At 54.9% G+C, this 26,222-nt stretch carries 21 protein-coding genes; 9 read left to right on the forward strand and 12 right to left on the reverse strand.

The genetic code is table 11. The features are described 5' to 3' along the window. The first annotated feature begins 49 nt into the window (after nucleotides 1–49). Together OLTU_RS12045 and OLTU_RS12050 are read left to right on the forward strand one after the other, a co-directional pair. Nucleotides 50–1,324, forward strand: coding sequence for a YsnF/AvaK domain-containing protein (locus OLTU_RS12045; RefSeq protein ID WP_141733011.1), 1,275 nt, complete (start codon nucleotides 50–52; stop codon nucleotides 1,322–1,324). Nucleotides 1,325–1,458: 134 nt separating this feature from the next. Continuing rightward, nucleotides 1,459–2,289, forward strand: coding sequence for a helix-turn-helix domain-containing protein (locus tag OLTU_RS12050; protein ID WP_141733012.1), 831 nt, complete (start codon nucleotides 1,459–1,461; stop codon nucleotides 2,287–2,289). A 75-nt stretch (nucleotides 2,290–2,364) separates the two neighbouring features. Here OLTU_RS12050 and OLTU_RS12055 read toward each other — a convergent pair whose 3' ends face one another. From OLTU_RS12055 to rlmM, 11 genes are all read right to left on the reverse strand, one after another. Beyond that, nucleotides 2,365–2,934, reverse strand: coding sequence for a hypothetical protein (locus OLTU_RS12055; protein ID WP_141733013.1), 570 nt, complete (start codon nucleotides 2,932–2,934; stop codon nucleotides 2,365–2,367). Nucleotides 2,935–3,036: 102 nt separating this feature from the next. Continuing rightward, nucleotides 3,037–6,138, reverse strand: coding sequence for an efflux RND transporter permease subunit (locus tag OLTU_RS12060; RefSeq protein WP_141733014.1), 3,102 nt, complete (start codon nucleotides 6,136–6,138; stop codon nucleotides 3,037–3,039). Next, nucleotides 6,135–7,391, reverse strand: a complete 1,257-nt coding sequence (locus tag OLTU_RS12065) for a TolC family protein (RefSeq protein WP_176736548.1) — start codon at nucleotides 7,389–7,391, stop codon at nucleotides 6,135–6,137. The genes OLTU_RS12060 and OLTU_RS12065 overlap by 4 nt, the downstream gene beginning before the upstream one ends. A gap of 159 nt (nucleotides 7,392–7,550) precedes the next feature. Continuing rightward, nucleotides 7,551–9,233, reverse strand: coding sequence for an MNIO family bufferin maturase (gene bufB, locus OLTU_RS12070; RefSeq protein ID WP_141733016.1), 1,683 nt, complete (start codon nucleotides 9,231–9,233; stop codon nucleotides 7,551–7,553). 48 nt (nucleotides 9,234–9,281) lie between these two features. Beyond that, complete coding sequence (locus OLTU_RS12075) at nucleotides 9,282–9,617, reverse strand: hypothetical protein (RefSeq protein ID WP_218109994.1); 336 nt, start codon at nucleotides 9,615–9,617, stop codon at nucleotides 9,282–9,284. A gap of 198 nt (nucleotides 9,618–9,815) precedes the next feature. Beyond that, nucleotides 9,816–11,003, reverse strand: a complete 1,188-nt coding sequence (locus OLTU_RS12080) for a WD40 repeat domain-containing protein (protein WP_141733018.1) — start codon at nucleotides 11,001–11,003, stop codon at nucleotides 9,816–9,818. A gap of 120 nt (nucleotides 11,004–11,123) precedes the next feature. After that, on the reverse strand, nucleotides 11,124–12,209 hold the full coding sequence (locus OLTU_RS12085; RefSeq protein ID WP_141733019.1) for a hypothetical protein: 1,086 nt from the start codon (nucleotides 12,207–12,209) through the stop codon (nucleotides 11,124–11,126). 805 nt (nucleotides 12,210–13,014) lie between these two features. Beyond that, entirely contained in the window at nucleotides 13,015–13,383 is a 369-nt protein-coding gene (locus OLTU_RS12090) for a PilZ domain-containing protein (protein ID WP_218109995.1), read from the reverse strand. A gap of 304 nt (nucleotides 13,384–13,687) precedes the next feature. Next, entirely contained in the window at nucleotides 13,688–14,713 is a 1,026-nt protein-coding gene (tdh, locus tag OLTU_RS12095; protein WP_141736779.1) for an L-threonine 3-dehydrogenase, read from the reverse strand. 49 nt (nucleotides 14,714–14,762) lie between these two features. Further along, a complete protein-coding gene (locus OLTU_RS12100) occupies nucleotides 14,763–15,953 on the reverse strand; it encodes a glycine C-acetyltransferase (protein ID WP_141733021.1) in 1,191 nt (396 codons plus the stop codon). Nucleotides 15,954–16,097: 144 nt separating this feature from the next. Continuing rightward, the gene (rlmM, locus tag OLTU_RS12105) at nucleotides 16,098–17,183 is read right to left on the reverse strand and encodes a 23S rRNA (cytidine(2498)-2'-O)-methyltransferase RlmM (RefSeq protein WP_141733022.1); all 1,086 of its coding nucleotides are present in this window, start codon (nucleotides 17,181–17,183) and stop codon (nucleotides 16,098–16,100) included. Nucleotides 17,184–17,466: 283 nt separating this feature from the next. Between rlmM and OLTU_RS12110 the strand changes: the two genes are divergently transcribed. The 3 genes from OLTU_RS12110 (at nucleotide 17,467) to OLTU_RS12120 (ending at nucleotide 21,627) form a co-directional block, all read left to right on the forward strand. After that, complete coding sequence (locus OLTU_RS12110; protein WP_141733023.1) at nucleotides 17,467–18,930, forward strand: sigma-54-dependent transcriptional regulator; 1,464 nt, start codon at nucleotides 17,467–17,469, stop codon at nucleotides 18,928–18,930. Nucleotides 18,931–19,000: 70 nt separating this feature from the next. Then, nucleotides 19,001–21,058 carry a cbb3-type cytochrome c oxidase subunit I gene (locus tag OLTU_RS12115; protein ID WP_141733024.1) on the forward strand — a complete coding sequence of 686 codons (2,058 nt, stop codon included), beginning with the start codon at nucleotides 19,001–19,003 and terminating at the stop codon, nucleotides 21,056–21,058. A gap of 17 nt (nucleotides 21,059–21,075) precedes the next feature. Further along, nucleotides 21,076–21,627 (forward strand): c-type cytochrome, encoded by a 552-nt coding sequence (locus OLTU_RS12120; protein ID WP_141733025.1) that lies wholly within the window; start codon nucleotides 21,076–21,078, stop codon nucleotides 21,625–21,627. On the opposite strand, the gene OLTU_RS12125 is transcribed toward OLTU_RS12120, so the two are convergent. Further along, nucleotides 21,628–22,380 carry a GGDEF domain-containing protein gene (locus OLTU_RS12125; RefSeq protein ID WP_141733026.1) on the reverse strand — a complete coding sequence of 251 codons (753 nt, stop codon included), beginning with the start codon at nucleotides 22,378–22,380 and terminating at the stop codon, nucleotides 21,628–21,630. A gap of 260 nt (nucleotides 22,381–22,640) precedes the next feature. Between OLTU_RS12125 and OLTU_RS12130 the strand changes: the two genes are divergently transcribed. The 4 genes from OLTU_RS12130 (at nucleotide 22,641) to OLTU_RS12145 (ending at nucleotide 26,057) form a co-directional block, all read left to right on the forward strand. Beyond that, complete coding sequence (locus tag OLTU_RS12130; RefSeq protein ID WP_218109997.1) at nucleotides 22,641–23,018, forward strand: CoA-binding protein; 378 nt, start codon at nucleotides 22,641–22,643, stop codon at nucleotides 23,016–23,018. Nucleotides 23,019–23,021: 3 nt separating this feature from the next. Beyond that, a complete protein-coding gene (locus OLTU_RS12135) occupies nucleotides 23,022–23,456 on the forward strand; it encodes a DUF2784 family protein (RefSeq protein ID WP_141733027.1) in 435 nt (144 codons plus the stop codon). A 133-nt stretch (nucleotides 23,457–23,589) separates the two neighbouring features. After that, nucleotides 23,590–25,479, forward strand: a complete 1,890-nt coding sequence (locus OLTU_RS12140) for an LTA synthase family protein (RefSeq protein WP_141733028.1) — start codon at nucleotides 23,590–23,592, stop codon at nucleotides 25,477–25,479. Between the two features lie 47 nt (nucleotides 25,480–25,526). Continuing rightward, complete coding sequence (locus OLTU_RS12145) at nucleotides 25,527–26,057, forward strand: GNAT family N-acetyltransferase (protein ID WP_176736550.1); 531 nt, start codon at nucleotides 25,527–25,529, stop codon at nucleotides 26,055–26,057. Nucleotides 26,058–26,222 lie beyond the last annotated feature (165 nt).

Consider the following 26,222-nt stretch of genomic DNA (forward strand, 5'->3'; position numbering starts at 1 on the left):
ATAACCCTCCTTGTCGGCATCGAGCCATCCACTGACAAGGAGACAAATCATGCAAGCAGGTAGCAGAACCATAATCGGCATTTTTTCCGAACTAACGGATGCAAAACACGCCACAGACGAACTGCGCAGCCTTGGAATTTCCACGGTGCGCCTTGTGGAGAACGATCAGGATGTGACCTTCACCGGCACAGCTGAGCGCCAGGGCGCCAGCAGCGGTGATGTCGCCCATGGTTTGAACGCCGAACACAAGAAAACCGGGATCGGTGCTTTCTTTTCCCGTCTCTTCGGTTTTGATGATGATCGTCCAACCTGGAATCTGAGCCGTGATTCCGAAGCCTATTTCCAAAATGCCTACGATCGCAAACATCATCTCGTGATCGTGGAGGATTGCAGTGACCTCACCGTTTGTCGTGAAGTCATCACCCGCTTCGGTGGTCAGATTGAAGAACAAGGCGGTCAGTATTATGAAACCGAACGCTATCGCGATCAAGGTCTGGCCGGCACCGGCAGCGACCTGAACCGCGATCAGTCGCTTTCCAGCTCCCGTTTGGATCGTGATCAGTCGCTCAGCGGCACGGGCTCCCGTCTCGATACGGATGATACGCTGACGGGCACAGGTTCCCGCGTGGGCATGGATCAGACGCTATCTTCCGATACGCGCATCGATCGGGATCAGTCGCTGAATACCGGCTCCCGCCTGGATCAGTCCACCACAGGCTCCAATCTGGATTTTGATCGGGATACATCTCTGGCTGGCAACCGCTCAGGACTCATGGAGGATCAAACTCTTACCGACCGTACCAACGATTTCAACCGCGATCAGTCTCTTTCCGGAGCGCGATTGGATACGAGCATGGATTCCGATCTGGCTTCGGAACGCGTGATGGAACTGCGTGAAGAACAGCTCGATGTTCATACGGAGCGCATGCAGACCGGCGAAGTTCAACTTCGTAAGGAAATCATCACCGAGACCAAATCGGTTGACGTTCCCGTGACCCGTGAGGAAATCGTGGTGGAACGCCGTCCTCTGGAAGGCGTCGCTCAGGAGGGTTCCCTGGATACGGCAGGCCTGGACACCGAGAAGGAGATCCGCATCCCTGTGAGCGAGGAATTCGTTCATATTGATAAGAAAGTGGCGCCTCGCGAGGAAGTCCGGGTGTCGAAGGAAAAAATCACCGACACCAAATCGGTTTCCGAGGAAGTCCGTCGTGAAGAAGCCCATGTGGATTCGGATGGCCGGGTCTCCGTCAAGGATCGGAGCGACACCACCCGTCCGCCTTTGAGCTCGAGCCCCAACAAGGATAATATCCAACCCGGCGTTTGATCCAAGGCACAAACCCAAAGGGGATCCGCAGCTGCGGATCCTTTTTACGTCAAAATAATTGATAATCTGCCAATATCCCGCCATGAAAAAATAACTTCAAATCGCCTGCAATAATTCCGTGAAAATATCGTTGTATGGAACGAATGATGACGGAGGCCTTCATGACGATCAGGGATCCGTTTCCCGAGCCGCAGGTTCTTGAGCGGCTGGTGAATTTGAGAAAGAAAGCCGGGCTCACGCAGAAGGCGGTGGAGCAAAAGCTCGATTGGCGGCAGGGAACGCTCTACGATTATGAGAAAGCCCGTTTGAAAATCAGTTTGGAAGCCGCCTGGCATCTTTTACAGGTGTATGGAGCCGAGTGGAAGGACCTCTTTGCCAAGGCGGACACGCCATCTGCGGTCGAAGCCGTGGGGGCTTGGATGGGGCCGATGGTGCAACTCGGGCTGGTATCGCTGTCGATGCAGGACATGATCCAGGCCATCCGTGAGGATCCGATCATCGTGGCTGAAATCGGGCGGGACGCGCTTCATACGTCCACACCCGTGTTGCAGCTTCTTTTGAATCGGCTTACGGAAACACAAAAGCGGGATTATTTTTTGGAGCTGTGCCGCTATGTGAATTCGCTCATGACAGCGGATCACAGGATTCGTGCTGAAGAGAAACAGGCCCGGGACATTCTGCTGGCTCATGCTCCCCTGGATCTGGATGAGCGGGAAAGGGCCAGCCTTCTGCGAGCCTTTGAGTCCCGTTACCTGGGCAAGGGGCGAGAGCGCAAGTTCCCCAAGGCGGCGTTGAAACACCTTCTGCTCTGGATTCTTTATATCATGGCGCTCAGTGATGGCGACATCAATCACCATGAACAGACGTACATCGAAGCTGTGGCGGAAAACATCGAGCTGACGAGGTCGTCTCTTGACTCCATACAGAGGCAGGTTCTCGCGTTTCACAGAAAGGAGCCCGGATGAGGGGCGTTCCACCAGCCATCCACCGGGCCCGCAAGGGAACCCAGGTGGGGCTGCCGGCGGATCGCGCCGCCAAGGCTAGGTGGAAAAGGAATTTTCCAGTTTGGCCAGCATGGCTTTTTCCGCAGCCGAAATCGTGAAACCAATTCCCATAAAACCGCCCGCTGCGGCGGCGGTAAATTCCGCGCGATCCATGATCCGGTTCTTCCATTCGACAAAGGTTTTGTCATCCATGCTGCCCCGGATCCCGCGCACATAGATCTGCCAGACGCCAAAGAGCGACGGCTCCGGCGTCACATCCAGCCAGGTCTGCACGAGTTCATACGCCGGCTGGCTGGGGATCAGACCATGATCGCCCATCGCTTTCAGGATTGCCTGCCGCTCCGGCGGTTCCATGGCTCCATCCGCCCAGGCGGTCAGAACCAAAGGCACAAACGGCAAAGCCACGACGGTCGCGGCGGTCACATCATGTTCCAGAAGGTCATTCAGAATGGATTCATTGCTGATGCCGGAGATTTGTGCGAGTTGATGCCGCGCTTCCGTCCGTGCTTCCTCAATCCGCAGGTGATGCAGAAGGTCGGACGCAGGGGGAACGAAAAGGCCTTCTTCAACGACGCTGTAACCCAGCTCCCTATTTTCATGTATCATCAGCGACTCCTTCATGGGTGGATAACAAGAGCCTGCCGATGAGTGTATAGGAAAACCAAAGGGGACATCCTCAAGATTGTGGATAAGTCCCCAAAGTTTTTTTCACAGTTCTGCGGACGCTTCATGAGCGAAGAGCGGGGCTTCAGCCTTGGCCTCCTCGCGGGTGAAGAGACTGTAAACGATGGGCACCACATAAAGCGTGAGAGGCGTTGAGAAAAACACGCCACCGATCACGGCCATGGCCATCGGAATGCGCGTTTCCGAACCGGGCCCGAGGCTCAACGCGGCCGGTATGGCTCCAACCACGGTGGCCAGCGTTGTCATCAAAATGGGCCGCAGACGCAGGCGTCCCGCATCCTGAATGGCATGAAACAACCCATAACCTTGATCGCGGAGTTGATGGGTAAATTCCACGAGGAGGATCGAGTTTTTCTTCGCAATCCCCATCAGAAGGATGAGGCCGATCATGCTGTACATATTGAGTGACTGTCCCGTTCCCCAGAGCGCGAGCAGCGCGCCGGAGACGCTAAAGGGCAAGGCCATCAGAATGGTGATCGGGTCGATAAAGCTGTTGAACTGCGAAGCCAGCACCATATACGACACGAGTATGCCCAGCGCCAGAGCGATCATAAAGCTTTCGAAGGATTCCTGAAAGCTTTCCGAGGAACCGGTCAGATCCACGAAATAACCCGGCGGCAGAATTTTCGCCGCCTCGGTCCGCACTCGTTCCAGAGCCACGCCCTGGGAAGCTTCAGGAACAAGGCCTGCGCTGACCTCGATGCCACGCTGCCGATTGTCACGAAAGATCGTCAGGGGTCCTTCTTCCGTCACGATTTTAACCACAGAATGCAGAGGAACCATCTGCCCCCGATTGTTGCGCACCTCAATGGATTTCACGACATCGATGGAATTCCGGGTTTCCTTCGGCAGCCGCACCATGATGGGGTAACGTCGTCCACCCTGCGAGTAGTTGCCCGCCCGCGTGCCGCTGAACATGGTGTTGAGTGCGCCGGCGATCGTCGCAACATCCACACCGTAACGCAGCGCGGCCTCACGATCGGGGATGACATGCGTTTCCGGAATGGCGTTTAGGTTGTCAGCATTGATGCCCACGTAAAGGCCGGTTTTTTCCAGCTGCTCGATCAGGTTTTTGGTGGCGGCACGCAGTTCCTTGTCATTTGGTCCTTTCACGATGAATTCCACCGGCTGACCACGGCCACCGCCGATGCCTGCCGAAAAGCTGGCCCGCACGAAACCTTGCACGCCAGGGACGCTTTTCACGGCTTCACGCAGACTTTTTTCGATTTCGGTGAGATCCCATTCCGGACCGCGTTCCTTGGGTTTGCCAAAGATGACGATCATGGTGGCCGAGTTGTTGCGACCCCCACCTCCCCATCCACCGATGGAGGAAAAGTAGCGCTGAACGAAGGGCAGCTTTTGAATGGCCGCTTCCACTTCCTTCATGCGAGCGTCGGTGTATTCCAGCGAGGAGCCTTCGGGGGTTTTGACCGAAACATAGGCGCGGCCTTCATCGAGGGCGGGAGCAAATTCCGTTTTCAAAAGTTTGATCGTATAGAGTGAGCCGGCAAACGCCAGCAGGGAGAGGCCAAGATAGAGCCAACGAAAGCGCAGGGCGTGACCGAGGCTGCGTCCATAGGCGCGCCCCAGCCAATCCATGCCAGCCTCAAATCCGCGTCCAAAACGGGTCGTGCGGCTGCCATCACCCTTGAAACGCGAGATGCGCATGGGAGCAAGGGTCAGCGATTCCACCATCGACAGCAGAACCGCGACGGAAATGGTCACACCGAATTGAAAGATGAAACGTCCCACGATCCCTTTGATAAAGGCGATCGGTAAAAAGATGGCCACGACCGCTGCCGTGGTGGCAAGGATCGCCAGGGTGATTTCGCGGCTGCCTGTCAAGGCCGAGCGGACCGGATCCTTGTCGGTGCGTCGATGCCGGAAAATATTTTCCAGGACGATGATCGCGTCATCCACCACGATGCCGATGGCGAGGGAAAGCCCGAGCAGGGTAAAGGTGTTGAGAGTGAAGTCGAGTAAACTCAGAACGATGAAACTGCCGATGATCGAGGTTGGGATGGCGAGAATAATATTGAAGGTCGCGATCCAGGAACCAAGGAAGAGCCAACAGACGAGCGAGGTGAGTGCAGCCGCCAGAACGATGGTCACCACCAGTTCCTCGACGGATTCCCGGATGAAGGTGGTGCTGTCGAAGTTCACTTCAATGGCGGTGCCTTCGGGGAGGATTTTATTCAGCTCCGCGATTCTCGCTTTCACGGAATCGGCCACCTCCACTGCATTCGAACCGCGCTGCTTGCGGATCCCGATGGTGGCTGTCGTTTCGCCATTCACACGGGAAATGCGCGAGATTTCATCGGTGCCTTCATAAATATGCGCGACCTGGCCCAGGGTCAGGCTGGTGTAAACTGGACTTCCGCCCCGCCGCGTGATCTGCACCTTTTTGAGTTCCTCGGCATTGCCGACCTCCCCGAGAACACGAAGCGCCTGATCTTTTTCGCCCAGGGTCAGGGCTCCGGATGGCAATTCCTTATGTTCCCGTTCAATGGCCTGGATCACGTCATCTGCCGTGAGTTCATAGGTCTTGAGTTTTTTCAGATCCAGATCGACCCGGATCATCGGCTCGAGATAACCGAACACCGAGGCCTCGGATACGCCAGCCACGGACGAGAGAGGATCCTGGATGCGTTCCTTGATCATGATCATGAGTTCGCGTGGAGAAAGCTTGCCGGCCTTCACCGCCAGGTACAGGATAGGGCTGTCTTCGGGGTTGCTCTTGGACAGGACGGGAGGCTCAAGGTCCTCGGGCAGAAGACGCCGCGCGCGGCTGATGCGCGAGTTCAGTTCCTGAATCGCGATATCAATATCCTCGCCGAGTTCAAATTCCACACTGATACTGCCCGAGCCGGTGCGGATGTCGGAGGTCAGGGATTTGATGCCAGGAACCGCGACGACCGCGGATTCCAGAGGTTCGATGACATCCTTTTCGATCACCTCGGGTGCAGCACCCGGGTGGCTGACGCGGATATTGGCGACCGGGAAGTCGACGTCCGGGTTAAGGCTGACGCCCATTTCCCGGTAGGCGAGGGCTCCGAAAAAAATGAGCCCGAACATCAGCATCCAGGTGAAGACGTGGTTGCGTATCGAGAGCTCGGAAATGTTCATGGCTTGCCTGCCTTCGGCAGACCGCGGACTTGCAGTTCAGCCTCGATGTAGGCGAGTTTTGCATCATAGACGGCTTGATCGCGGCTGCGTTTGATTTGCAGCCTTTGATCGATCGCCTGCATGACTTCGAGGTTGGTCAGAAGACCGTTTTCAAATTCCTCCTGATGGACCTTGACGTTGCGTTCCGCGGCAGCGAGGGCCTGATCATAGAGGCGAATCTGTTCCAGGCCATCGCGGAAAGCCAGTTCCGCCTGCTCGCGGATCAGGCGATTTTCCCGACTTTCCAGGGCTTCGGTCACACTCGCCTGCGTCCGTTCAATGACGGCCGTGCTCACATTCGCTTCCACTTCACCGGCATCATAAAGGGTCCAGGTCAGTCCCACACCAAAACTCAGGCGATTGGCCTGTTCCCCATCCGGAAAAGGGTAGTTCCAGTTATGCGCTGCGATGAGGTCAACGCGCGGTTTGCCGGCGGTGCGGAATTCCTCGATACGGCTTTCGGCAAGGGCGACGCGTGCACGGGCGGCTTCCACGGAAGGCAAAGTCTTGGTCTTCGAGGCAGCAAGTTTAAGATCGGAAATACGCAGGGGATCGGTCAGGGACAGGGGCGCGGGCAGTCCTGTGAGCCAGGCCAGACGCCTTTGCGCAATATCGCGCGTGGTGCTGACCGCCTGAATTTGCGCGTTGATCGTATCGAGCTGAGTCCGCGCGGCCAGGACTTCGGCATCCCGTGAACGGCCGATGCGGACGCGACCCTGCAGGATCTTGATGCGTTCCCGGTAGATGCGTTCGGATTCACGAAGGTTGGCGAGGTCAGCGTTGCTGCCGACGATTTGATAAAAAAGTTGCGCGACCTGGAGATAGAGTCCCTCCTTTTGTGCTTCAAGGTCCCAGCGGGCTGCGGTCGTCAGGTGTTCCACGCTTTGCAGCTGGGCTTTGATACTGCCGCCTTCATAGAGGGGATGGCGAAGTTCCGTTTGCAGCGTCGGCTGCCAATCACCATGAATATCGGAACTGCCCACTTTGGAATAAACGCGGTCAAAGTCGCCGTTAAGCCGAAGCCGTGGCCGTTTCCGGGTTTTAATGGCTTCGCCGGATTGCTGCGCCCGTTCGATTTCGAGTTGCCCCAAGGTCAGGGTTTCCGATTTCTTCAGGGCGAGATCAAACGTCTGATCCAGCGTGAAAGCCGCAGAGGCCTGCCACGACAGAGCCCAGGTCAGTACGACCAGAGATATCTTGAGAGAGCATTTCATGGTGATCCTTTTCCAACAGCACGAGGAGAACTTTATGAAGTAATTGTTTAGCATTCACACCGCAACCTGGCGAGGAAAGAGTCGCAGTCGGGATACGCAAATGCCAGCCCTAACAGAATCCCGTAGGGCAGGTGAGAGAAGGATGAGGAGCATTTGGCGTCAAATTGGCTTTTGCTCGGGCTTGAGACCGATCATCGAGCGTTTGATGGCGGCAATCAGTGCGTCCAAAGCCAGCTCGGTGGCCTCTTCCTCGCTGCGTTGGGACGTTTTAAAAATTTCCACCAAATCCACCAGTGTGAACGGGCTCTCCGGAAGTGTTAGCATGCTTTGAATGTTTTCCGGGCATGGGTCAAACAATATTCCCTCTTCTGTCCGGTTCATCAAAATCGGCGCTGACGCAGGCTCCGGAGGTGGAGGAATTTCGCCCGACTGAAGGCCCGTGTACACACTAAGCACATCCCAATGCAAAGAGACGAGGCGGTGTTCGCTGCGGAATACGAAGGTCGCTTCATCCCATGCGTCCGGGCTCCAGCTGAGTAGCACGTTGACGTCCAGCGCTGGAATCACAGCATCAGGCTGCATCGCCAGGTCCATGTGCGCCGCATCGAAGGCGGCGAGTTCGGCGATCAAAGCCTGCGGCACACCGAAGTCCATCCCGAGCGGATGTTCCCTGAGGAAGGTGGGAAGCCGCGATCCGGCGGAGTTGATGGAAAAATCCTCGGGTGGAATGTGGCGAATATACTGCGCGACGATTTCCGCCATCGCCTCGTCTTCCACGATCGCATGCAGCGTGCGGAAGGATTGTTTTAACGCATCCAGAAGACCGAGGAAGTGATTGTTCACGTAGGCGTTGAGGCCGAACAAAGGTTTCACGTTGGTGCTGTGCAGAAGATCGGTGATCGACTCATGCGACTCCTGCCGCTTGACGATCGCGAATAATTTTTCCTGATGTGTGGCGAGATCGCCTTTGCGTTCCGCGTGAAGGTCCGGGATGAAAACGGGAATGGTTTCCGCCTTGCGTTCAAGCTGGGCTTCGGCCGCATGCCGGCGGGCGGCCGTAACCTCTTCACCCAGGCGATCGAGAGAAGGCAGCTGGCCATCCCATTCGACCAGACTGGGGACGCCGGGGAAACGGCTGACGGCTTTGCGATAAAGGTTCCAGACTTCGTCCGGAACCGGTTGATCGTGCGTGTCGATGCAGATGTCCGGGCTCACCGAATGACCGGCGAGGTGGAATTGGGCGACGTATTCGGGTTTCAGACGGTTGATATAGAATTCAGGATCCCAGCCGAGGTTCTTGCTGTTCACCATGCAGTTGTTGATATCAAGAAGGATGCCGCAGCCGGTGCGGTCACAGATGGCGTTGAGGAAATCGGGTTCGTGTATGTCTGATGATAGAAAGTCGATGTACATGCTGGGATTTTCCAGCAGCATGGGGCGCTTCAGAACCTCCTGCACCTTGTGCACGCGGGCGCAGATGTGATTCAGGCTTTCTTCGTTCAAAGGGAAGGGGAGAAGGTCATAGGAATTCTGTCCCTTCCACGAAGTCCAGCACAGATGGTCGGTGACCATGGCCGGTTCAAGCCAGTCGATGAGTTCCTTGAGGAGTTTCAAATACCGTTTATTGAGCGGATCAAGACCGGCGATCCCAAGCCCGACACCATGTGTGGCGATCGGATAATCTTTACGAATGTTTTCCAGATGTCGTCGCGGACGGCCGCCGATGCCCATGAAGTTTTCACTGATGATCTCGAGCCAGTCGATTTTTGGGGTGTTTTTTGCGTGGAAGTCTGGATAGTGTGCGGGACGAAGACCAACCCCGAAACCGAGTTGTTGCAGCATGGAGACCTCAGGAAGGAAGAGAAGGGGAGCCGTGGCTCCCCGGGAACATTAGTGCTTGTGGGTGGCAGCAGCGGTAACAGGTTTTCCCCACTTGCCGCCGAGTTTTTTGCAGGCCGCAGCATCAGCGACTTTTTTGTCGTCCGTAGTTTTGAGTTCGGACTTGTTAGCGCAACCTGCACTGCCGCATTTGGCACTGAGGCACATTTCGCTAGTGGTTGCGGCAGGCTGAGTCGTAGCAGCTTTCTTTGCTTTGTTGTCGCCCGCATTGGCTTGTGCAGCCAAAACAGTCAGAGCAGCAGCGGCGATCATGCCCAATTTCTTTGCTTCCATTGAACTTCTCCAGTCAGAAAGTTGTGAATGTAGATGATTATAGGTGATCTCCACGACAGGAAAGAAGGAAAAAGTTTGCCTGGTGCTTCGACTCGATAAAAATGCGGTCGAATACCTTGATGAAAATGGAAGTATAGTTGCTTTGGTTTATGAATTTAAGGGATTGGATTGCGTCAGTCAGGCGGCATAATATGCAAGTGGGTTCGAGTCGCACTGAGGAAGCGCATCGAATCCCATTCTCTGGAACTGAGGTTATTGGAAAGAATTGCAAAACGCAGCCTGATTCGGATAAGTGTCTCGGGTATGATACAGAAAGGCTCGAAGAGCGTCACAGGTGCGACGCAAAATTCCATCAAGGGAATCCAATCGATAATGGAATACCTTTGACTTGTCGGTTTCAACAATGAATTCGTTGGAACCAGGCATGGTGGCAATATTCTTGATCAGGCGTGCCAAACCTGGAGAGAATGTGACGGACGGCATGTCTGGATTCTTGACATCCCAGAGTTTCAAATCCCCATTTGAGGATCCAGTGGCCAGGATTGAAGTGTTTCCTATAAAATTGATATCTCGTATCAGGCCCGTGTGCTCGTTAAAAGCAATGGGTTGGAGGGTTTCCGTGTTCCAAACGAGGACACGAGAGTTTTCATCAGAGGCTGCCGCCAGATATTTCCGATCCCGGGACAACTCGGTTCGGACCACTTCTCTCATGGATGCAGCCAATGTAGCTCTGGGTTTTGTTAAATCTCTCATATCCCATACTTTTATTTGCTTATCGCCACGGGCTTCGGTTGAATAAAGTGTCTTTCCAATTGGGTCGAATGTTAGCCCTGTGACGATTTGATCGCCTAACTTTAAGGTCGTCTTCAAGGTGGGTTTTTCCCGGCCGTGCAGATCGTAGACATAGACATTGCCCAAAGTGCCGCCAAGGAAAAGCTGGTTATCTAGCAGGAGTGCATCGCTGACTGATGATCCTGGTTCAATCGTACTGATGAGCTGAGGTGGGTTGACGGCCAAATTCCAAGCTGAAAATTGGCCATAGTAATTACTGCAGATGTGATAGAGGACCTGGTTCTCTTCATCAAATTGAAATGCATAAGGTTCGCTGACTTCATCGCAGGTCCAGAATTCTGCTACCTGCTCAAACTCTCCTTTATCATTCCGTTTCCAGGCTCGAGCACGGCCATGATCCTCGCCCGACTCGTCATCCTCCATGGATCCGCTGAACATCCATTTTCCGGAATCTGTTATGTGGCGATTCAAAGATTGCCCCTGGCTTAGATCGGCAGGCAGTCCAGGGTTCAAAACCGGCTTTCGAAATTGAGCGGAGCCCGGCTTATAGACGACAGTCGCCAGATCCTCGGGGCCTTTCATCCATACTTCGTTTCCAAGTGGTGTGCCGTGGTCAACTGCATTGCACGGCATCGCTTCCAATAGCATTTTCGCCTTTTCATGGTCTGGCTTTTCTGCTTCGTAGTAATAGTAACTGCAGTACGGGATGTTCGGGTAACTGAAAGAGACAAAGAAATGTTTGTCTGTGTCCAGAACCTTGATGTCATCTTAGGCAATCGAAAATTCCGGAATTAATTCAGGGTTAAAATCCACCGGCGTTCGCGACCCTTCTTCGAAAAGCGACCATTTGCTGAGGCTATTATTTTCAGAATCGGGCATTAAGAATGCTCTTGCGTCATCGGTGATCGTCACAATGCTTGGAACTTCGTATGTGCTGTGCGGAGCAATCGGAATAATCTCCTCTTTGATCTCGACTAATTCATCCTGAGCGCTAAAAAAGATGAGCTTGTTAACCGTACTTGTCATGACTACAAGTTGTGAGTCGTCATTGATGAAGCGCACACTGCTGATGTAATTATCCTTGTAATCCAGTGTATGGAATTTGATGTCGTCTCCATTCAACTTTCCATAGTAGACATAGTGCATAGTAAACCAAAAAAATCTTGTTCCGTCCCTTGAGACCTGCCAGCCGTTAGGTAGAATGTCGGGCGGCGGTAGACTTTTTTCAACTAACGAATCGATATCTGTGAGAACGGCCTCAAAATGCCATCCTCCTGTCAGTTCGGATACGATTTCAATGGATATAAATTTCTTCCCACCCAGAACTGGAAATGCAATCCGCGGATAGTGATCCTGCGGCACAACTCTCATATTCACCTGGACACTTGGTTCCATCCAAGGGCGGTGGAGGGTCAGGAGTATGGCTGATTCCAACTGTTCCCTCTCATAAGCGGTTGGAAGTTTTTGCCACTCACTATAGATTTCGAGGCTTGTTAGCATCCCCATGGGCGTTGCAGAGAAACCTCGTGCGCTGATTTCCGAAGCCTGAATATTCGCTCGGTTGACAATTTTCTGCCGAGCATTCTGCTGTTCAAAGAGGACAATCAATGGTTCCGACCAGTTGGATGCATTTCCAGCTGGGTCGACGCCACGATATTGCACTTGCCAGAAGCCCTGTCTGGCTTCGAAAGGGACAGGGCGATCAGCTGGAATTCGTTCCGGCGTTTCGCAGAGAGGGTTGAATCCGTTCATACCTTCGCCGGAATCCCAGTCCTTGCGTCTTTGGTAGCAGACCTCGAAAGAGGAAAAGTCATCAGCTGACGAGGTAAAACGAACGTCCAGTTCCGAGCTCAAGGCGATAAACGGACGACCTTTGTACGATTTAGGCTGTCCTTGCTGGAGAGAAGCCAGAATCGCAGGCCCCGTATAGTCAAATTTTACGGAGCAGGATTTGGTGGTCTGCTCCCCAGCACGGAAATTGTTTATGACGGTTAGGTCGACGTTTACCCTCCCTTCCGGGAAGACACCTGCGAGCTCAATGGGTCGCAGAAATGAGAAGTTCTGCCGGGGCCACTCTCTTTGAAGGCTATCGGAACGGAAAGAAAAACTAATTTCATAACCGCGCAGGTCATGTCGGTTTCTCGCGGTGACGGATCATCCAAAGGCCATTTTTTTCCAATGCCAGGCAGCCCTTGCTACTCAGCCTCAATTCTTGTGAAGGTTGATCCTCGAGTGATCGATATTCGACCATGTTTTCCGAGAGGGGGTTGCCGAGGCCGTCAACGAATTTAAGGTATGGGTCATTCCAGCTGATCTCCTGACCGCAATCCAATCTCATGTTGGATAGGGCGTTGGTTACTTTCTGGCAGGAGAGGGTTTGCAGAAGCAGGAATGAAATTACGATTCGTATCAGCATGTCCCAACTCCAGGTAACGGGAGGTTAACTGCCGATACTTAGCCGAAATCAGTAAAGACATCAAGTCAAATTGGCTACAGAAATATTTCTTTAACTACTGGATAGTACTAATCAATGTCGTATAGCAAAAAAAAAGAGCCCGTTCAACGGGCCCTGGTCACAAGAGATGGAGATACGTAAATCAAAGCTGAAAGACGGATACAGGCAAGAAAACTCTATTGTTGTCGCGATCCGGGATTCAGCTCAGCTTGCGCACAGCAGGCGTAATTTAGGTGTTCCGCTCAAGAGCGCGATCAGGTCGATGCCACGGCGCTTGTCCTTGTCGCTCAGTTCGAGACCGCAGCGGGTACGCGCCTTCATGGTGGCGGCATCGCGTTCTGAGGTCCGGAAGCGGACATGAAGCGTGACCGGTGGACGTGAGTCCGGAAAATGGATTTTAAGGTCGATTTCTTCATCATGGTTCAGATGGGTGTCAACGATGACTCCCAAACCGCTGCGGCTGATGTCGATGGGCTCCACAGCCACTGTATGGGCGCCGATGGCGAAGTTGTAGCCATCGAAGGTGCCCTTTAGCTGGAAGCGAAACTCGCGGCGCTTGTCGGACCAGTTCATGGTCATTCTCATTCCCCCTAGTGCTTGGCTTAAAATGCTTATCGCCAAAAGAGGGGTTTGGCTTGAATTCGAAAAAATAAAATTGTTGTGCATTGTCGTAACTTACGAAATAGGGGGTCTGCAGCATATCCGCGCAAACTTGAGTACGCGGAGGAAGGAGGGGGAAATGCAGGCTTTTTTCCAGAGTATTAAAGCAGGTAAGAGCGATATTGATCGGAAGTAAAAGTGAAAAAATGGAGGCCGGAGTTATCTTAATTTTAGAAAAATTTGTGAAGGGCCCCCGTTATGAGGAGGCCCTGAAAGCTCAGGTCCAGTCCAAAATCACCTTGCCCGACTTGCCAGCATTCAGAATTTGAAAGCCCTGTTCAAATTCTTCCGCCTTGAAATGATGCGTGATCACAGGGGCGATATTGAGACCGCTTTGCAGCATGGCACTCATCTTGTACCAGGTCTCGAACATCTCGCGACCGTAAATCCCTTTGATCGTGAGGCCCTTGAACACCACCGTGCTCCAGTCGATGGCGACCTCCTCGGAGAAGATGCCGAGCAGGGCGATGCGGCCGCCGTGGTTGATGGTATCCAGCATGGAACGGAAGGCCTTGGCATTCCCCGAGACTTCCAGACCCACATCGAAACCCTCGACCATTCCAATCTCCCGCATCACATCCGGAAGATTTTCGCGGGCCACATTCACGATCCGCGTCGCGCCCAACTGTTTGGCCAGTTCCAGGCGATAATCATTGATGTCAGTGACCACCACATGCCGGGCGCCGACGTGTTTGGCAATCGCAGCCGCCATGATCCCGATGGGACCGGCTCCCGTGATCAGGACGTCCTCGCCGACCAGATCGAAGGACAGAGCCGTATGCACGGCGTTGCCGTAAGGGTCGAAAATCGAGGCAACATCATCCGGGATCGATTCGTGGATCTTGAACGCGTTGCCATAGGGTATGGCCAGATATTCGGCGAAACAGCCCTGACGGTTGACGCCGACACCGATCGTGTTGCGGCAGAGGTGCCGTTGTCCGGCCCGACAGTTGCGGCAGTGGCCGCAGGTGATATGGCCTTCGCCCGACACGCGGTCGCCGACCTTGTAACCGGAGACGTTGGATCCCAGCTGTTCAATGACGCCGACAAACTCATGACCGGTGACCATGGGAACCGGAATGGTTTTCTGAGCCCAGTGGTCCCAGTTGTAAATATGCAAATCAGTACCGCAGATGGCGGTTTTTTTCACGCGTATGAGAACGTCATCCGCACCCAGCTCAGGAACCGGAACCTCCTCCATCCAGATCCCGGGTTTGCGATGACGTTTCACAAGAGCACGCATAAGTTTCGTCACGATATCTCACTCCCATTCAAGGTCCTGGTCTAATATCCTAACCTGAAATCAGCCCGAGTTGTCGTCCCACTTTTCCGAAAGCAGCGATCGCCTGGTCGAGCTGTTCGCGGGTCAATTCCGCCGACATCTGGGTCCGAATCCGCGCCTGCCCCTGAGGCACAACCGGATAGGAGAAGCCGATGACGTAAATCCCTTCATTGAGGAGGGCATCGGCCATGCGCGTGGCCAGGGCCGCGTCGCCAATCATAACCGGAATGATGGGGTGCTCACCAGGAAGCAGCTTGAAGCCGAGCTGAGTCATGCCAGCCCGGAAGTAGCGGCTGTTGTCGTGCAAACGCTCGCGCAGCTGGTCGCTCTGCGAAAGAAGCTCCAGCACCTTGATGGAGGTGGCCGTGATCACCGGCGCCAGACTATTGGAAAAGAGATAGGGCCGCGATCTTTGCCGCAGCCAGTCGACGACTTCCTTTTTACCCGCCGTGTATCCGCCCGAGGCGCCACCGAGAGCCTTGCCGAGCGTGCCGGTGATGATATCCACGCGGCCCATGACACCGCAATGCTCGTGCGTGCCGCGGCCGCGGGCTCCCATGAAACCCACCGCATGGGAATCATCGACCATCACCATCGCCCCGTAGCGATCGGCGAGGTCGCAGATGTCCTTGAGCTTTGCGATGTATCCATCCATCGAGAAGATGCCGTCGGTCGCAATCAGTTTGAAGCGACAGCCCGCGGCTTCCTTCAGTTTGGCTTCAAGGTCATTCATATCATTGTTTGCATAACGGAAGCGCTGGGCCTTCGAAAGGCGAATGCCGTCGATGATCGAGGCATGATTCAGGGCATCACTGATGATGGCGTCTTCCGGTCCGAGCAGCGTTTCAAAAAGACCGCCGTTGGCATCAAAGCAGCTGCTGTAGAGGATGCTGTCTTCCATGCCCAGAAACGAAGCAATGCTGGCTTCGAGTTCCTTGTGAATCGACTGCGTCCCGCAGATGAAGCGAACCGAGGCCATGCCGTAACCGTATTGCTCGAGCGCATCGCGGGCGGCCTGAACGAGTTCCGGATGATTGGCCAGACTCAGATAATTGTTGGCGCAAAGGTTGATAACGCTCCGGCCCTCGGCCTGAATACGCGACTGCTGGGCGGTGGTGATCACGCGCTCGCGCTTGTAGAGGCCGGCATCTTTCAATTTTTGAATTTCACCTTGCAGATAGTGCAGGTAGTCCTGTGGCATGAGAAAATCCCCCTGTTCACTCCGATCCAACGGCATGGAAGAAGGACTATAATCATTTTCCCAGGGGGAGACCACGGGAAACGCGGGCGCAAAGCCGGATGACCCGGCCTTGCGGACCCCACATCCCCGTCGCAATGAAGCGGTTTAGCCGCGGCCGAGGACTTTTGGGCGAACGAGGACCGTGATTTCTTCCCGATCGTGGTAGAGCTGACGGGCGCGCAGAACATGGGTGTCCGGGTTCAGGCCGCTGAGTTCCCAGAATTGCTGCAGGCTGTTTTCGTATTCCTCGAAGCGTTTTTTCATGGGCAATTTCAGATTGAAAACCGCCCAGCGACAGAGCCGGTCCTTGAACCAGGACGCCATAAGAGGCACGACCTTCTGCGGCCGCTCGACCATATCACAGAGCAAAAGATCGACCGCATGTCGTGGCCGAAATTTGAGTGCATCCTCGGTTTTATGATCGACCAGACCCGTGTTCATGAGAGCCTGGTCCATGGCGCCGTTATCCACGGCCGTTACGAAAAAGCCGCGCTGCACCATCTGAAAGGTCCAGCCGCCTGGCGCTGCCCCCAGGTCCACGGCGGTGCCGGGATTTTCCAAAAGCTTCTTCCGTTCCTCTTCATCCAAAAGGGTGAGGAAGGCTTCATCGAGTTTCAGGGTGGAACGGCTCGGAGCATCCTTGGGAAATTTCAGACGCGGAATCCCGTTGACCCAGGGCGACGTGCGGGACGGCCAGCTGCGTCCCACCCAGGCCTCCTCATAGGACGGCATCAGGATATGAAGAATCGGAGCGCGCGCGTCCTGGCGCTCGTGCTTGAGGCCCTGCCTTTTGAGGGCATTGAACAGGGCCGGACTGAATTTCTTATAAAAAGGCGCGATGCCGAGCCCTTCCTGACTTTCCAGGTATTCCAGCCGCAGTTCGCGATAGACGCCTTTGGGAGCCAGCGACACGAGGGCCTGGACCAGGGGCGTCGCGCGGTCGCCGTCCGCCAGCCCTTTCACCAGCTGGGCGTCGTCGACCATCTGCCGGGCAAAGACGAAATCCAGACCGCAGGGCGGATGTATGCTGCGATCCTCAGGGTCAAAGGGGTCGGCGTTAAAAATGACGAGGCCCTGGCCTTCCTGGATCTGGGGATAGCCGTTCCAGCCTTTTTCCGCAAAGCGATCATGGGCTTCGGCCGCACAGTCCTTTTCGAAACCGGCGCGACAGTAGAGAAGGAAAGAACGCATGGCAGACTCCTGGTGGACCGAAAGCAAAAGTTCCTGCGTGTATGGGCTGCATACCCGCGAACATGGAATCAGCGTGTATTAGATTAATACGAACCAGAAAGGAAGTCATATTATCGACTTGACCCATCAGGCCCACCGCGTGATACCACACAGGGCGCTGCTTGAAATTAAGCAGTATTTCTGGCCGGGTTTCTCAAACTGCCGGAATCAGAGGATAAAACTTGTAAGGTTGGCGTGGTATGCTTCTTGTTATGGAAGCTGGACAGGAAGGAGAATCACACTCATGTCCAAAGGCAAACTTCCCAGACATGCATTGAATGGGACAAGGATCCTCATCGTCGATGATGAAGAAATCCTGGCATGGAGCATCGAAACGGAACTCAAGTCCAATGGTGCGGACGTCATGTCCTGCAATACGCTGCGTGCGGCCTTGGAAAATTTTCCGGGTTTCAGTCCGGATCTGGTGATCTGCGACCTGCGCCTCCCGGATGGCAGCGGCATGGAGCTGCTCAAGAAATGGCGTTTTGAAAAACCGGATATGCCCATCATTTTGATCACCGCGCATGGTGCGGTGGAGTCGGCGGTGGATGCGCTGCGCCTGGGAGCCTTTGACTATCTGCAAAAGCCTTTCGATTTGAAAGCCCTGGTCGCTGCAGTCAATCGCGGGGCGGAGCTTTCGTTTCTCAGGCAGAAAGTCAGTCAGCTCACCGGTCACGAGGTGGATCGCGAGCCTTTGCAGATGGTGGGGGAATCGGCGGCGATGAAACGCGTGCGCGGTCAGCTCGAACGCATCGCACGCTCCAAAGCCAGCACGGTGCTGGTCTTCGGGGAGAGTGGAACCGGCAAGGAGCTGGCGGCCCGGGCCATTCACGATTGGTCCGATCGAGCCAGCAGCCCCTTTGTGGAAATCAACTGTGCCAGCATTCCGGAAACGCTTTTGGAAAGTGAGCTCTTTGGCTATGAAAAGGGCGCCTTCACCGATGCGCGGGATCGCAAGCTCGGGCTCTTTGAGCTGGCGCAAAACGGAACCATTTTCCTGGATGAAATGGGCGAGATGCCCATGAAACTGCAGACCAAGCTTCTCCGGGCCCTGGAATATCGACGTTTCAAGCGTCTCGGCGGCACCAAGGATATCAGCTTTTCCGCCCGGATTGTGGCGGCGACCAACCGCAATCTTTTGGAGGAAATTCAAAAGAAAAATTTCCGCAGTGATCTTTACTATCGTCTCAGTTCGCTGCCGGTTTATCTGCCCCCCCTCAGGGAGCGCATGGATGATCTGGAAACCCTGACCACGTTTTTTGTCGGCCGTATTGCAGCTGAACTGGACATGGAAACGCCTGGGATCAGCGGGGCCGCGCGCGAGAAATTGCGTTCGCATCAGTGGCCTGGCAACATGCGGGAGCTGAAGAACGTATTGGAACGGGCCCTGGTCTTTTACGGACCAACCGAGATTCAGGCCCACCACATCGAACTGGATATGATCGTGGAACCCCTCAGCTATCATGCAGCAGCCCCGACCCTTATGAATCATGATGGCAGTTTGAACGGCCATGGCTCCTTTCAGGCCGGACCGAGTCCCATGGTGCTGCCCGAGCAGGGTATCAACCTGGAAGACCTGGAACGCGACCTGCTTCTGCAGGCTTTGGAACGGGCCCGCAACAATCAAACCAAGGCCGCCGAGCTGCTCGGCATTTCGCGCCACACCTTGCGCTATCGCCTGGAAAAGCATGGCATCATCAAACACTAAAGCATCCCCCGCACGATTGCGCTATAATGATCGAACTTCCATGATAGTGCGACGTTGAGGGGGACCTGGTTTGGTTCAATACAATGATCGGATCTCCGGCCGTTTCCTGCAGGCGACAGTCGGGTGGGGGCTCCTGGCCCTTTTTCTCGGATTTTATGCGGCTTTCGAGCTTAAATTTGGGTCAGGCCAGTCCCAGAAAGCCTTTTTGAGCTTCGGTCGCCTGCGTCCCCTGCATGCGAATCTGATGGTTTTCGCCTTTGCGGCCAATGCGATCTTTGCAGGCGTCTATCATTCGGTCCAGCGCCTTTGTCAGACCCGCATCTGGTCGGATCACCTGGCTCAGATTCATTTCTGGGCCTGGCAGATCATCCAGCTTACCGGTCTGGTGACGGTGGCTCTGGGTTATACCCAGGGACGGCCCCTCGCGGAATTCGAATGGCCGCTTGATATCGCCTTGCTCCTGATCTGGGGGCTTTTCAGTCTCAACCTTTTCATGACACTTCACCGGCGGCGGACGCCCTTTCTTTATGTGGCGCTCTGGTTTTATATCGCCGCGACTGTGGGTTTTGGTCTGATCTTTACCGTCAATGCCCTGGCCTGGCCCGCTGGTCCTGGGAAAAGCTATCCGCTCTTTGTCGGCGTGGCGGATGCCATGATTCAGGCCTGGTATGGACAGGGCGTGAACAGTTTTCTGCTGACCCTGCCGTGCCTCGGCCTCATGTATTATTTTCTACCGAAAATCGTGAAAAAACCGCTGCATTCCTATCCTCTCGCCATCCTGCAGTTTTGGGCTCTGGTGCTGTTCAGCGTCTGGACCGCGGGAGCGCGACTGCACTCCACGAGCCTTCCGGAATGGATGCAGTCGCTCGGCCTTGTTTTTTGCCTGCTGCTCCTGGCGCCGGGGTGGGCTGCCGTGATCAATGGACTTCTCACGATTGGTCGGGATGATATCAAGGTCTGGCGCAACCCGGCTGTCCTTTTCTTCGGTCTGGGACTCGCGTCCTTTGGTGTTTATGTGCTGTTTGAAGCTTTGCTGGCCTTCAAGTCCATCCATATCGTGGTTCAGTACACCGATGTGATCAGCGCGCAAACGCATCTCATGATGATGGGCTGGGTGGGCTCCATGATCTGCGGGATGGCTTATATTTTAGTGCCCAAGCTCTGGCAGCATCCTCTGTACAGCCGCAATCTCGGGCGGATTCACTTTGCCATCAGCTTGCTCAGTCTGGTCCTGATGGTGCTGGCGCTCGGGATTTCCGGAGTGAAGCAAGGGTGGAGTTGGCTGGCCATGCAGGATAATGGTCTTCTGGTTTATCCTGAATTTATCAGCACGGTGCGGCCGCTCAAAAGCCTCCATACGCTGCGGCTGGTCAGTGCCGGACTCTTTCTGGGTGGCAGTCTGCTCGCGCTCTATAACTTCTTTCAAACCGCCCGGCGTGGTCAGCTGCAGGACGCCAGCAAGCCGGTTGAGGAGTTGATTCTTCCCGAACCACAAAACCGCTGGGAGCGCCTGGAGCGCCGCCCGGAAGCTCTGGCCCTCGCTGTCGTGGCGCTCATGATCATCAGCAGTCTCATTCAGCTTCTGCCGCTGCCGAGTCCGCAAACGGATCTGAAACCTTATACACCCCTGGCTCAATATGGGCGCGACGTCTATATCCGGGAAGGCTGCCACAGCTGTCACACTCAGGTCGTGCGCATGGCCCTCAAGGAGGAGCTGCGCTTTGGTCCGGCTTCGCAAGGCTGGGAATATCAGCAGGATCGGCCTGCGCTTTGGGGGCAAAGACGCTACGGACCGGACCTGCATCGGATCGGCGGTCGTTATCCTCATCTTTGGCACTATCAGCATCTGATCACGCCGCAGACGATGACCTCGGGCACGCCGATGCCAGCCTATCCCTGGCTGCTGAAAAAGCGGGTGAATTTCAAGGCGCTGGCCATCCGTCACGCGACTTTGCGAAAACTCGGCGTCAGATATGGGAATGAAGATCCTGTGCTGCTCTATCAGGAGGAGGCGAAGAAAATTCAGGAGAACCTGGCCCAGGCCCAGATCACAGTCGAGGCCGAGGCGGATCTGATCGCGCTGATTGCTTATCTGCAAAAACTCGGAGTGGTCGATGGCAAACAGTAAAGGGAGATGCGTGAGCCATGCGTAAGAACAAGGATGAATTGCGTCCTGAAAAGGTTGATGGAATCGAACTGCTGGATAATCCGCTGCCGACCTGGTGGGTGGCCCTTTTCAATTTTTCCATGATCTTTGGTCTGGGGTACTTCGGTTGGTTTCATATTTTGAACAAGCCGGGCCTCAAAGAGGATCTTGTTCAGGATCGCAAAACGCATGAGCAGCTCATGGCGGCCCGTGAACAGGTGGCATTAAGTCCCGACGATATCGTGGCCAGACTTCAGGAGCCGAAGCTGATTCAGGAAGGCAAGGGCCTCTATGCGGCGCATTGCTCGCCCTGTCATGGGCAGCAGGGGGAGGGGACCGTGGGGCCCAATCTTACGGATAAATTCTGGATTCATGGCGGCACACCGGAGATGGTGCTGGCTTCTGTCAGCGATGGCATCCCCGCGATGGGAATGGTGGCCTGGGGACCGATCATTGGACAGCAAAAGGTGGAAGCGGTGACCGCTTTCGTTTTGAGTTTGCAGGGAACGAACCCGCCGAACGGCAAGGCGCCCCAGGGCGATGAATATTGATCAGGACGCCGAGGCCTGGATGCTGTCGCCCGACTTCACCAGAGCCTCCACCCGATTGCGGCCGTTGCGTTTGGCCTTGTAGAGCATCTGATCGGCTTCCTGCACCAGCTGATCGATGCTGGTGGAGCTGTTGCAGAGACTGACGACAAGCCCCATGCTGATCGTCACCTGAACCTTGGCGCCACGGGAATAGAACACGCGGGCTTCGATGGTGGAGCGAATCCGCTCCGCCATGTTCATCGCGGACGCGGCGTTTTCCACCCGGGGAATGCCGATGATGAATTCATCGCCCCCATAACGGGCCACGATATCAGTTTCGCGGGTCATGATCGCCAGGATTTGACCGAACTGTTTGATGATATCGCTGCCGACGAGGTGATTGTTTTGATCATTCACCTGCTTGAAGTTGTCGATGTCCAGCATGATCACACCAATCGAATCATTATACCGAAGACCGATCTGATAGTAGGCTTCCATGTGCCGGTAAAAGGCCTTCTGATTCAGAAGGATCGTCAGCGAATCCTTCTCGATGAGTTTATAAAGAAGATCCTGCGAATGACCCATCAGAAAACCGAAGCTGCCGAAGGTCAGCGTCGTGCCAATAGCCATATAGAGATACACCAGCTCCTCCGCATGTTCCGGCGGAACAAAGCGCGAGCAGATCCACCAGCCGAGCGGAGCGCCCAAAGCCACGATCACCCCAAGCAGGAGGAAGTAAACGCTTCTGGGCAAACCATGGAGTATCGGGAACATGAAGCCTCCCCGGCCGTGTTGTGGCAAAAAAATACCGGCATCATAGGAAAATAATAGCAGCCTTTTGAAGGGGACGCCTACCGGCTATTGAAAAGGGCGGAATTCCCCCTCTGCGGGATGCCGAGGAAAAGCGACATGGGCGGCCCAGCAAAGAGTGCTTATTGCATCCGGCGCCCGGCTCAGCGACTATGAGCGGGCCGCGTCCCAAGGTGGGGCGTGAAAGGCGATGGGATGACGCGCGATGAGCAAAGGAGCTGAACATGCCGCAAGCCAATGATCTGATGGTTATCCTGGGGCTGTCCGATGATCCGCGGCGTTACAGTCATATGGCCATGGATCTTCTTCGAAAGCATGGCTATGAAAACATTATTGGTGTGCATCCTGATCTGAAGGATGTTGACGGCGTGAAGGTGGTGCCGCGGCTGGAGGATGTGCCTGCTCGCCCGCATACCCTTACAGTTTATGTGAACCCGCGTCGGCTTGAGCCCATGATTCCGGGCATACTGAAGCTGAATCCGCAGCGGATTATTCTGAATCCTGGCGCCGAAAACGATCGGCTGATTGAGGTGGCCCAGGAGAAGGGCATCGAAGTCGAGGAAGCCTGCACGCTTGTGTTGCTGCGCACGAGGCAGTTTTAGTTTATGGCGCCGGTGTGGGCTCTGGGCCTTTTGGATCATCTCTTGATGCTGGTTCATCTGCTGGTCATTGGCATCAATGTCTTCGGCTGGATGTGGGCGCGCACGCGCCGGCTGCACCGCTGGACCCTATTGCTCACCACCCTGTCATGGCTGGGTCTTGGAGCGTTTTACGGCTGGGGTTATTGCTTCCTGACCGATTTGCATTGGTCGGTGAAACGCGAGCTTGGGGAACGGGTGCTGCCGCATTCATTTATTCAATACGTTCTTCATAATAAGCTGGGCTTTAACTTTCCCGATGCCTGGGTCAACAACGCTGCGGCCCTGGTTTTCCTGCTTTTGGTGCTGATCACCGCAGGGCAGATGCTCCATGGCCTATGGAAACGTTTCAGAAGGATTCATGGAAGCGAAGCCTCAGGCCCGGGCCGGGTTTCCGATTGACGTTCCGATTTACCTGCCTCGTCGGTTGGATTAATTCAATAAAATCAATGCATTAATGATGGCTGTCAGGGGCTGGTTAACTGTCCCCATCGAACAACCGACAGTGGAGCCATAGCGTTTTGAACGGTGGCTCATGCATTTCTATTTGCTCTTCATCTACCTTTACTGGCTGCTGGCCTTTGCAGTCCATCGCCTGATTTTTCTGACCATCAATGTCGGGTCCATTGTCCCTCAGGAACTGGAGTTCTGGGGACTTTTGAACAGCTTCGTACAGGGGCTGAAGCTCGACACGGCGATGGCAGCTTACACCACGGTGATCGCCTGGTTTTTCGTTCTCGTAAGTCTGCCCTTTCCAAAAAGTAAGGCCCGCACGGCCGCGAATGTTGTGACGTCCGTGCTGCTTCTGGCCGTCACGTTTCTGGCTGTTGCGGATGCCCTTTTGTATCCGGAATGGAAAACCAAGATCAATAGCCTTGCCCTTTCCAGTCTGCAAAGACCCAGCGAAGTGTGGAAGGTGACGGCGGCCTCGCAGTTTTTTCTGGGGCTCGGGCTTGCAGTGGGGGTCAGTGTTCTTCTGATCTTTGGCCTTTATCGCCATCAAAAAAGGCTGCCGTTTCAGGAGACGCATATCAGTCTGAACGTGGCGCTGCTGCTCGTGCTCTGGCCGGCAATCCTGGGAGTGACAGCGCGCGGCGGGATCAAGGCGATTCCGATTAACGTCAGCCGTGTGTATTTTTCGAAGAATGCTGTTCTCAATGATGCGGCGACGAACACAGCCTGGTTCTTTCTTCTCGATCTGAGTCATAACGGAAAATTCCTATCGGGCGAAAATCCATTTCAAAGCATGAGTCGTGAAGAGGCGCGGCACACGCTGCAGAAACTGCGGGAACCGGCACAGCGACGTCCTCAGCCGGTCTCGATTCTGCGCAACAGACGGCCTAACCTGGTCTTTATCGTGCTGGAGAGCTGGTCGGCGGATCTTGTCGAGGAACTCGGCGGAGAGCCGGGCATTACCCCGAATTTTTCGGCCCTGGCTCATGAGGGTCTGCTTTTTACGCGTTTTTATGCCAACGGCAATCGCTCCCAGCAGGGCATCGCCTCGATTTTTTCCGGTTTTCCGGCTCTGCCGGTGGTGACCATTACGGAAAACCCGGGGAAGAGTCAGACGCTGCCGCGCTTTGCCGCCACGTTCGGTGCCCTTGGTTACGAGACCGACTTTTTTTATGGCGGGCAGCTGGAGTACGGCAATATCAAGGCCTTTCTCTTGAATAACGGCTTTCGTCTGATCACTGAGGACGACGATCTTCCCCAGCTGCCGCAGGGCTCGATGGGAGCGCCGGATGGAGTGGTGGCGCCCGTCTATGCGGAGCATTTGAACACAAGGCCGAAGCCTTTTCTTTCCGCTTTTTTCACCCTGAGCAGTCATGCGCCTTATGATTTCCCAGGGCGTGAAAACTGCACGAGGCAAGGGCGTGAAGCTGCCTATGTGTGTTCTGCAACCTATTCGGATGCCGCGCTGGGGAAGTTTTTTGCCAGCGTGCGGAAGGAACCCTGGTTCGCGAATACGCTGTTTGTTCTGGTCGCGGATCATAGTCATAGCAGTTACAGGCCGCGTGAAAACTGGCAGCCAGGCTATCGACGCATTCCTTTGCTGCTCTGGGGCGGGGCCTTGCGTCCTGAATTCCGCGGTCGGCTTTGGGATCGGGTGGGCAGTCAGGTGGATTTGACCACCACACTTTTGCATCAGATGAAGCTCGAGAGCAGTGCCTATCCCTGGGGCAATGATCTGTTTGATAAGAATGCTCCATCCTATGCGTACTATGAAATCGGTCGCGGGGTAGGCTGGGTCACCGATCGTGGCGAACTGGTTTATGATCAGGAGAATGATCGTATCCTCTATAACAGTTTTCCCCTTGAACAAAGGGACGAGGCGCAGAAGCAGGCTCAGGCTTACCTGCAGTCGGTGGTGGATTATTACCTTGAGGCGCGGCCTGGGGAAAGCTGGCAGTTGACCGGCCATTAGCATGCCGTAGAATGGCTCAAATTGCGTTCCATGAGGAGGGACTGGTCATGACACTCGTAGTGCGCCCCTTAATGCTGGAGGATGCCGCGGCAACGGCACGACTCCATAATGAAACCTGGCGCGACACCTATCGCGGTTTGATGCCTGACAGTCGCCTGGATGCGCTGGATGATGCCCGGACGGAGCTGAACTGGAGGCGTATCCTGACGGAAGAAAATCCCAAGAACCGTCTCGCCAACTTTGGGGTGTTTCGGGATGGCGAGCTGCTCGGCTTTGGATCGGCCGGCGCGCCCCGGGAAGATTGGGGTTATGAGAGTGAACTCTGGGTGATAAATATTCCCAGGCGCTTTCAAAAAATGGGTGCCGGCAAAGCTCTGATGCAGGCCTGCGTGCAACATGCCCTTGGGCTTGCTGCTCAGAACATGTATCTCTACTGTATGATTGGCAATGACAATGCCATGCAGTTCTATCACCATCTCGGTGCGGTGGATACGGATCGCATCAAAGCGGGAGATGGTTACCAGGAGCGCGCGCTGGTGTGGGATGACCTGAACGCTTTGGCCGCCCGCCTTTTCTGATCATGTTTATCGCGATCGCATAAAAGCCAAATCAGCGACCATGTTGAGTTGATCATTTCGAAAAACTCTTTTTGCATTTCCCGCTGGCGATGAGCGCTTAGAAGAACTACTTCTGAAGACTCACCGAAAGAGAGGGATTTTATGTCTAAACTTTGCAGTGGCGAC

The organism is Oligoflexus tunisiensis (genome assembly GCF_001748245.1).
Taxonomy (GTDB): Bacteria; Bdellovibrionota_B; Oligoflexia; order Oligoflexales; family Oligoflexaceae; genus Oligoflexus; species Oligoflexus tunisiensis.

Bases quoted from the DNA above. Each gene is read 5' to 3' on its own strand.
- OLTU_RS12045 (WP_141733011.1), top strand. From the start codon at position 50: ATGCAAGCAGGTAGCAGAACCATAATCGGCATTTTTTCCGAACTAACG.
- OLTU_RS12050 (WP_141733012.1), top strand. From the start codon at position 1,459: ATGGAACGAATGATGACGGAGGCCTTCATGACGATCAGGGATCCGTTT.
- OLTU_RS12055 (WP_141733013.1), bottom strand. From the start codon at position 2,934: ATGATACATGAAAATAGGGAGCTGGGTTACAGCGTCGTTGAAGAAGGC.
- OLTU_RS12060 (WP_141733014.1), bottom strand. From the start codon at position 6,138: ATGAACATTTCCGAGCTCTCGATACGCAACCACGTCTTCACCTGGATG.
- OLTU_RS12065 (WP_176736548.1), bottom strand. From the start codon at position 7,391: ATGAAATGCTCTCTCAAGATATCTCTGGTCGTACTGACCTGGGCTCTG.
- bufB (WP_141733016.1), bottom strand. From the start codon at position 9,233: ATGCTGCAACAACTCGGTTTCGGGGTTGGTCTTCGTCCCGCACACTAT.
- OLTU_RS12080 (WP_141733018.1), bottom strand. From the start codon at position 11,003: ATGCTATTGGAAGCGATGCCGTGCAATGCAGTTGACCACGGCACACCA.
- OLTU_RS12090 (WP_218109995.1), bottom strand. From the start codon at position 13,383: ATGAACTGGTCCGACAAGCGCCGCGAGTTTCGCTTCCAGCTAAAGGGC.
- tdh (WP_141736779.1), bottom strand. From the start codon at position 14,713: ATGCGTGCTCTTGTGAAACGTCATCGCAAACCCGGGATCTGGATGGAG.
- OLTU_RS12100 (WP_141733021.1), bottom strand. From the start codon at position 15,953: ATGCCACAGGACTACCTGCACTATCTGCAAGGTGAAATTCAAAAATTG.
- rlmM (WP_141733022.1), bottom strand. From the start codon at position 17,183: ATGCGTTCTTTCCTTCTCTACTGTCGCGCCGGTTTCGAAAAGGACTGT.
- OLTU_RS12110 (WP_141733023.1), top strand. From the start codon at position 17,467: ATGTCCAAAGGCAAACTTCCCAGACATGCATTGAATGGGACAAGGATC.
- OLTU_RS12120 (WP_141733025.1), top strand. From the start codon at position 21,076: ATGCGTAAGAACAAGGATGAATTGCGTCCTGAAAAGGTTGATGGAATC.
- OLTU_RS12125 (WP_141733026.1), bottom strand. From the start codon at position 22,380: ATGTTCCCGATACTCCATGGTTTGCCCAGAAGCGTTTACTTCCTCCTG.
- OLTU_RS12130 (WP_218109997.1), top strand. From the start codon at position 22,641: ATGCCGCAAGCCAATGATCTGATGGTTATCCTGGGGCTGTCCGATGAT.
- OLTU_RS12135 (WP_141733027.1), top strand. From the start codon at position 23,022: ATGGCGCCGGTGTGGGCTCTGGGCCTTTTGGATCATCTCTTGATGCTG.
- OLTU_RS12140 (WP_141733028.1), top strand. From the start codon at position 23,590: ATGCATTTCTATTTGCTCTTCATCTACCTTTACTGGCTGCTGGCCTTT.
- OLTU_RS12145 (WP_176736550.1), top strand. From the start codon at position 25,527: ATGACACTCGTAGTGCGCCCCTTAATGCTGGAGGATGCCGCGGCAACG.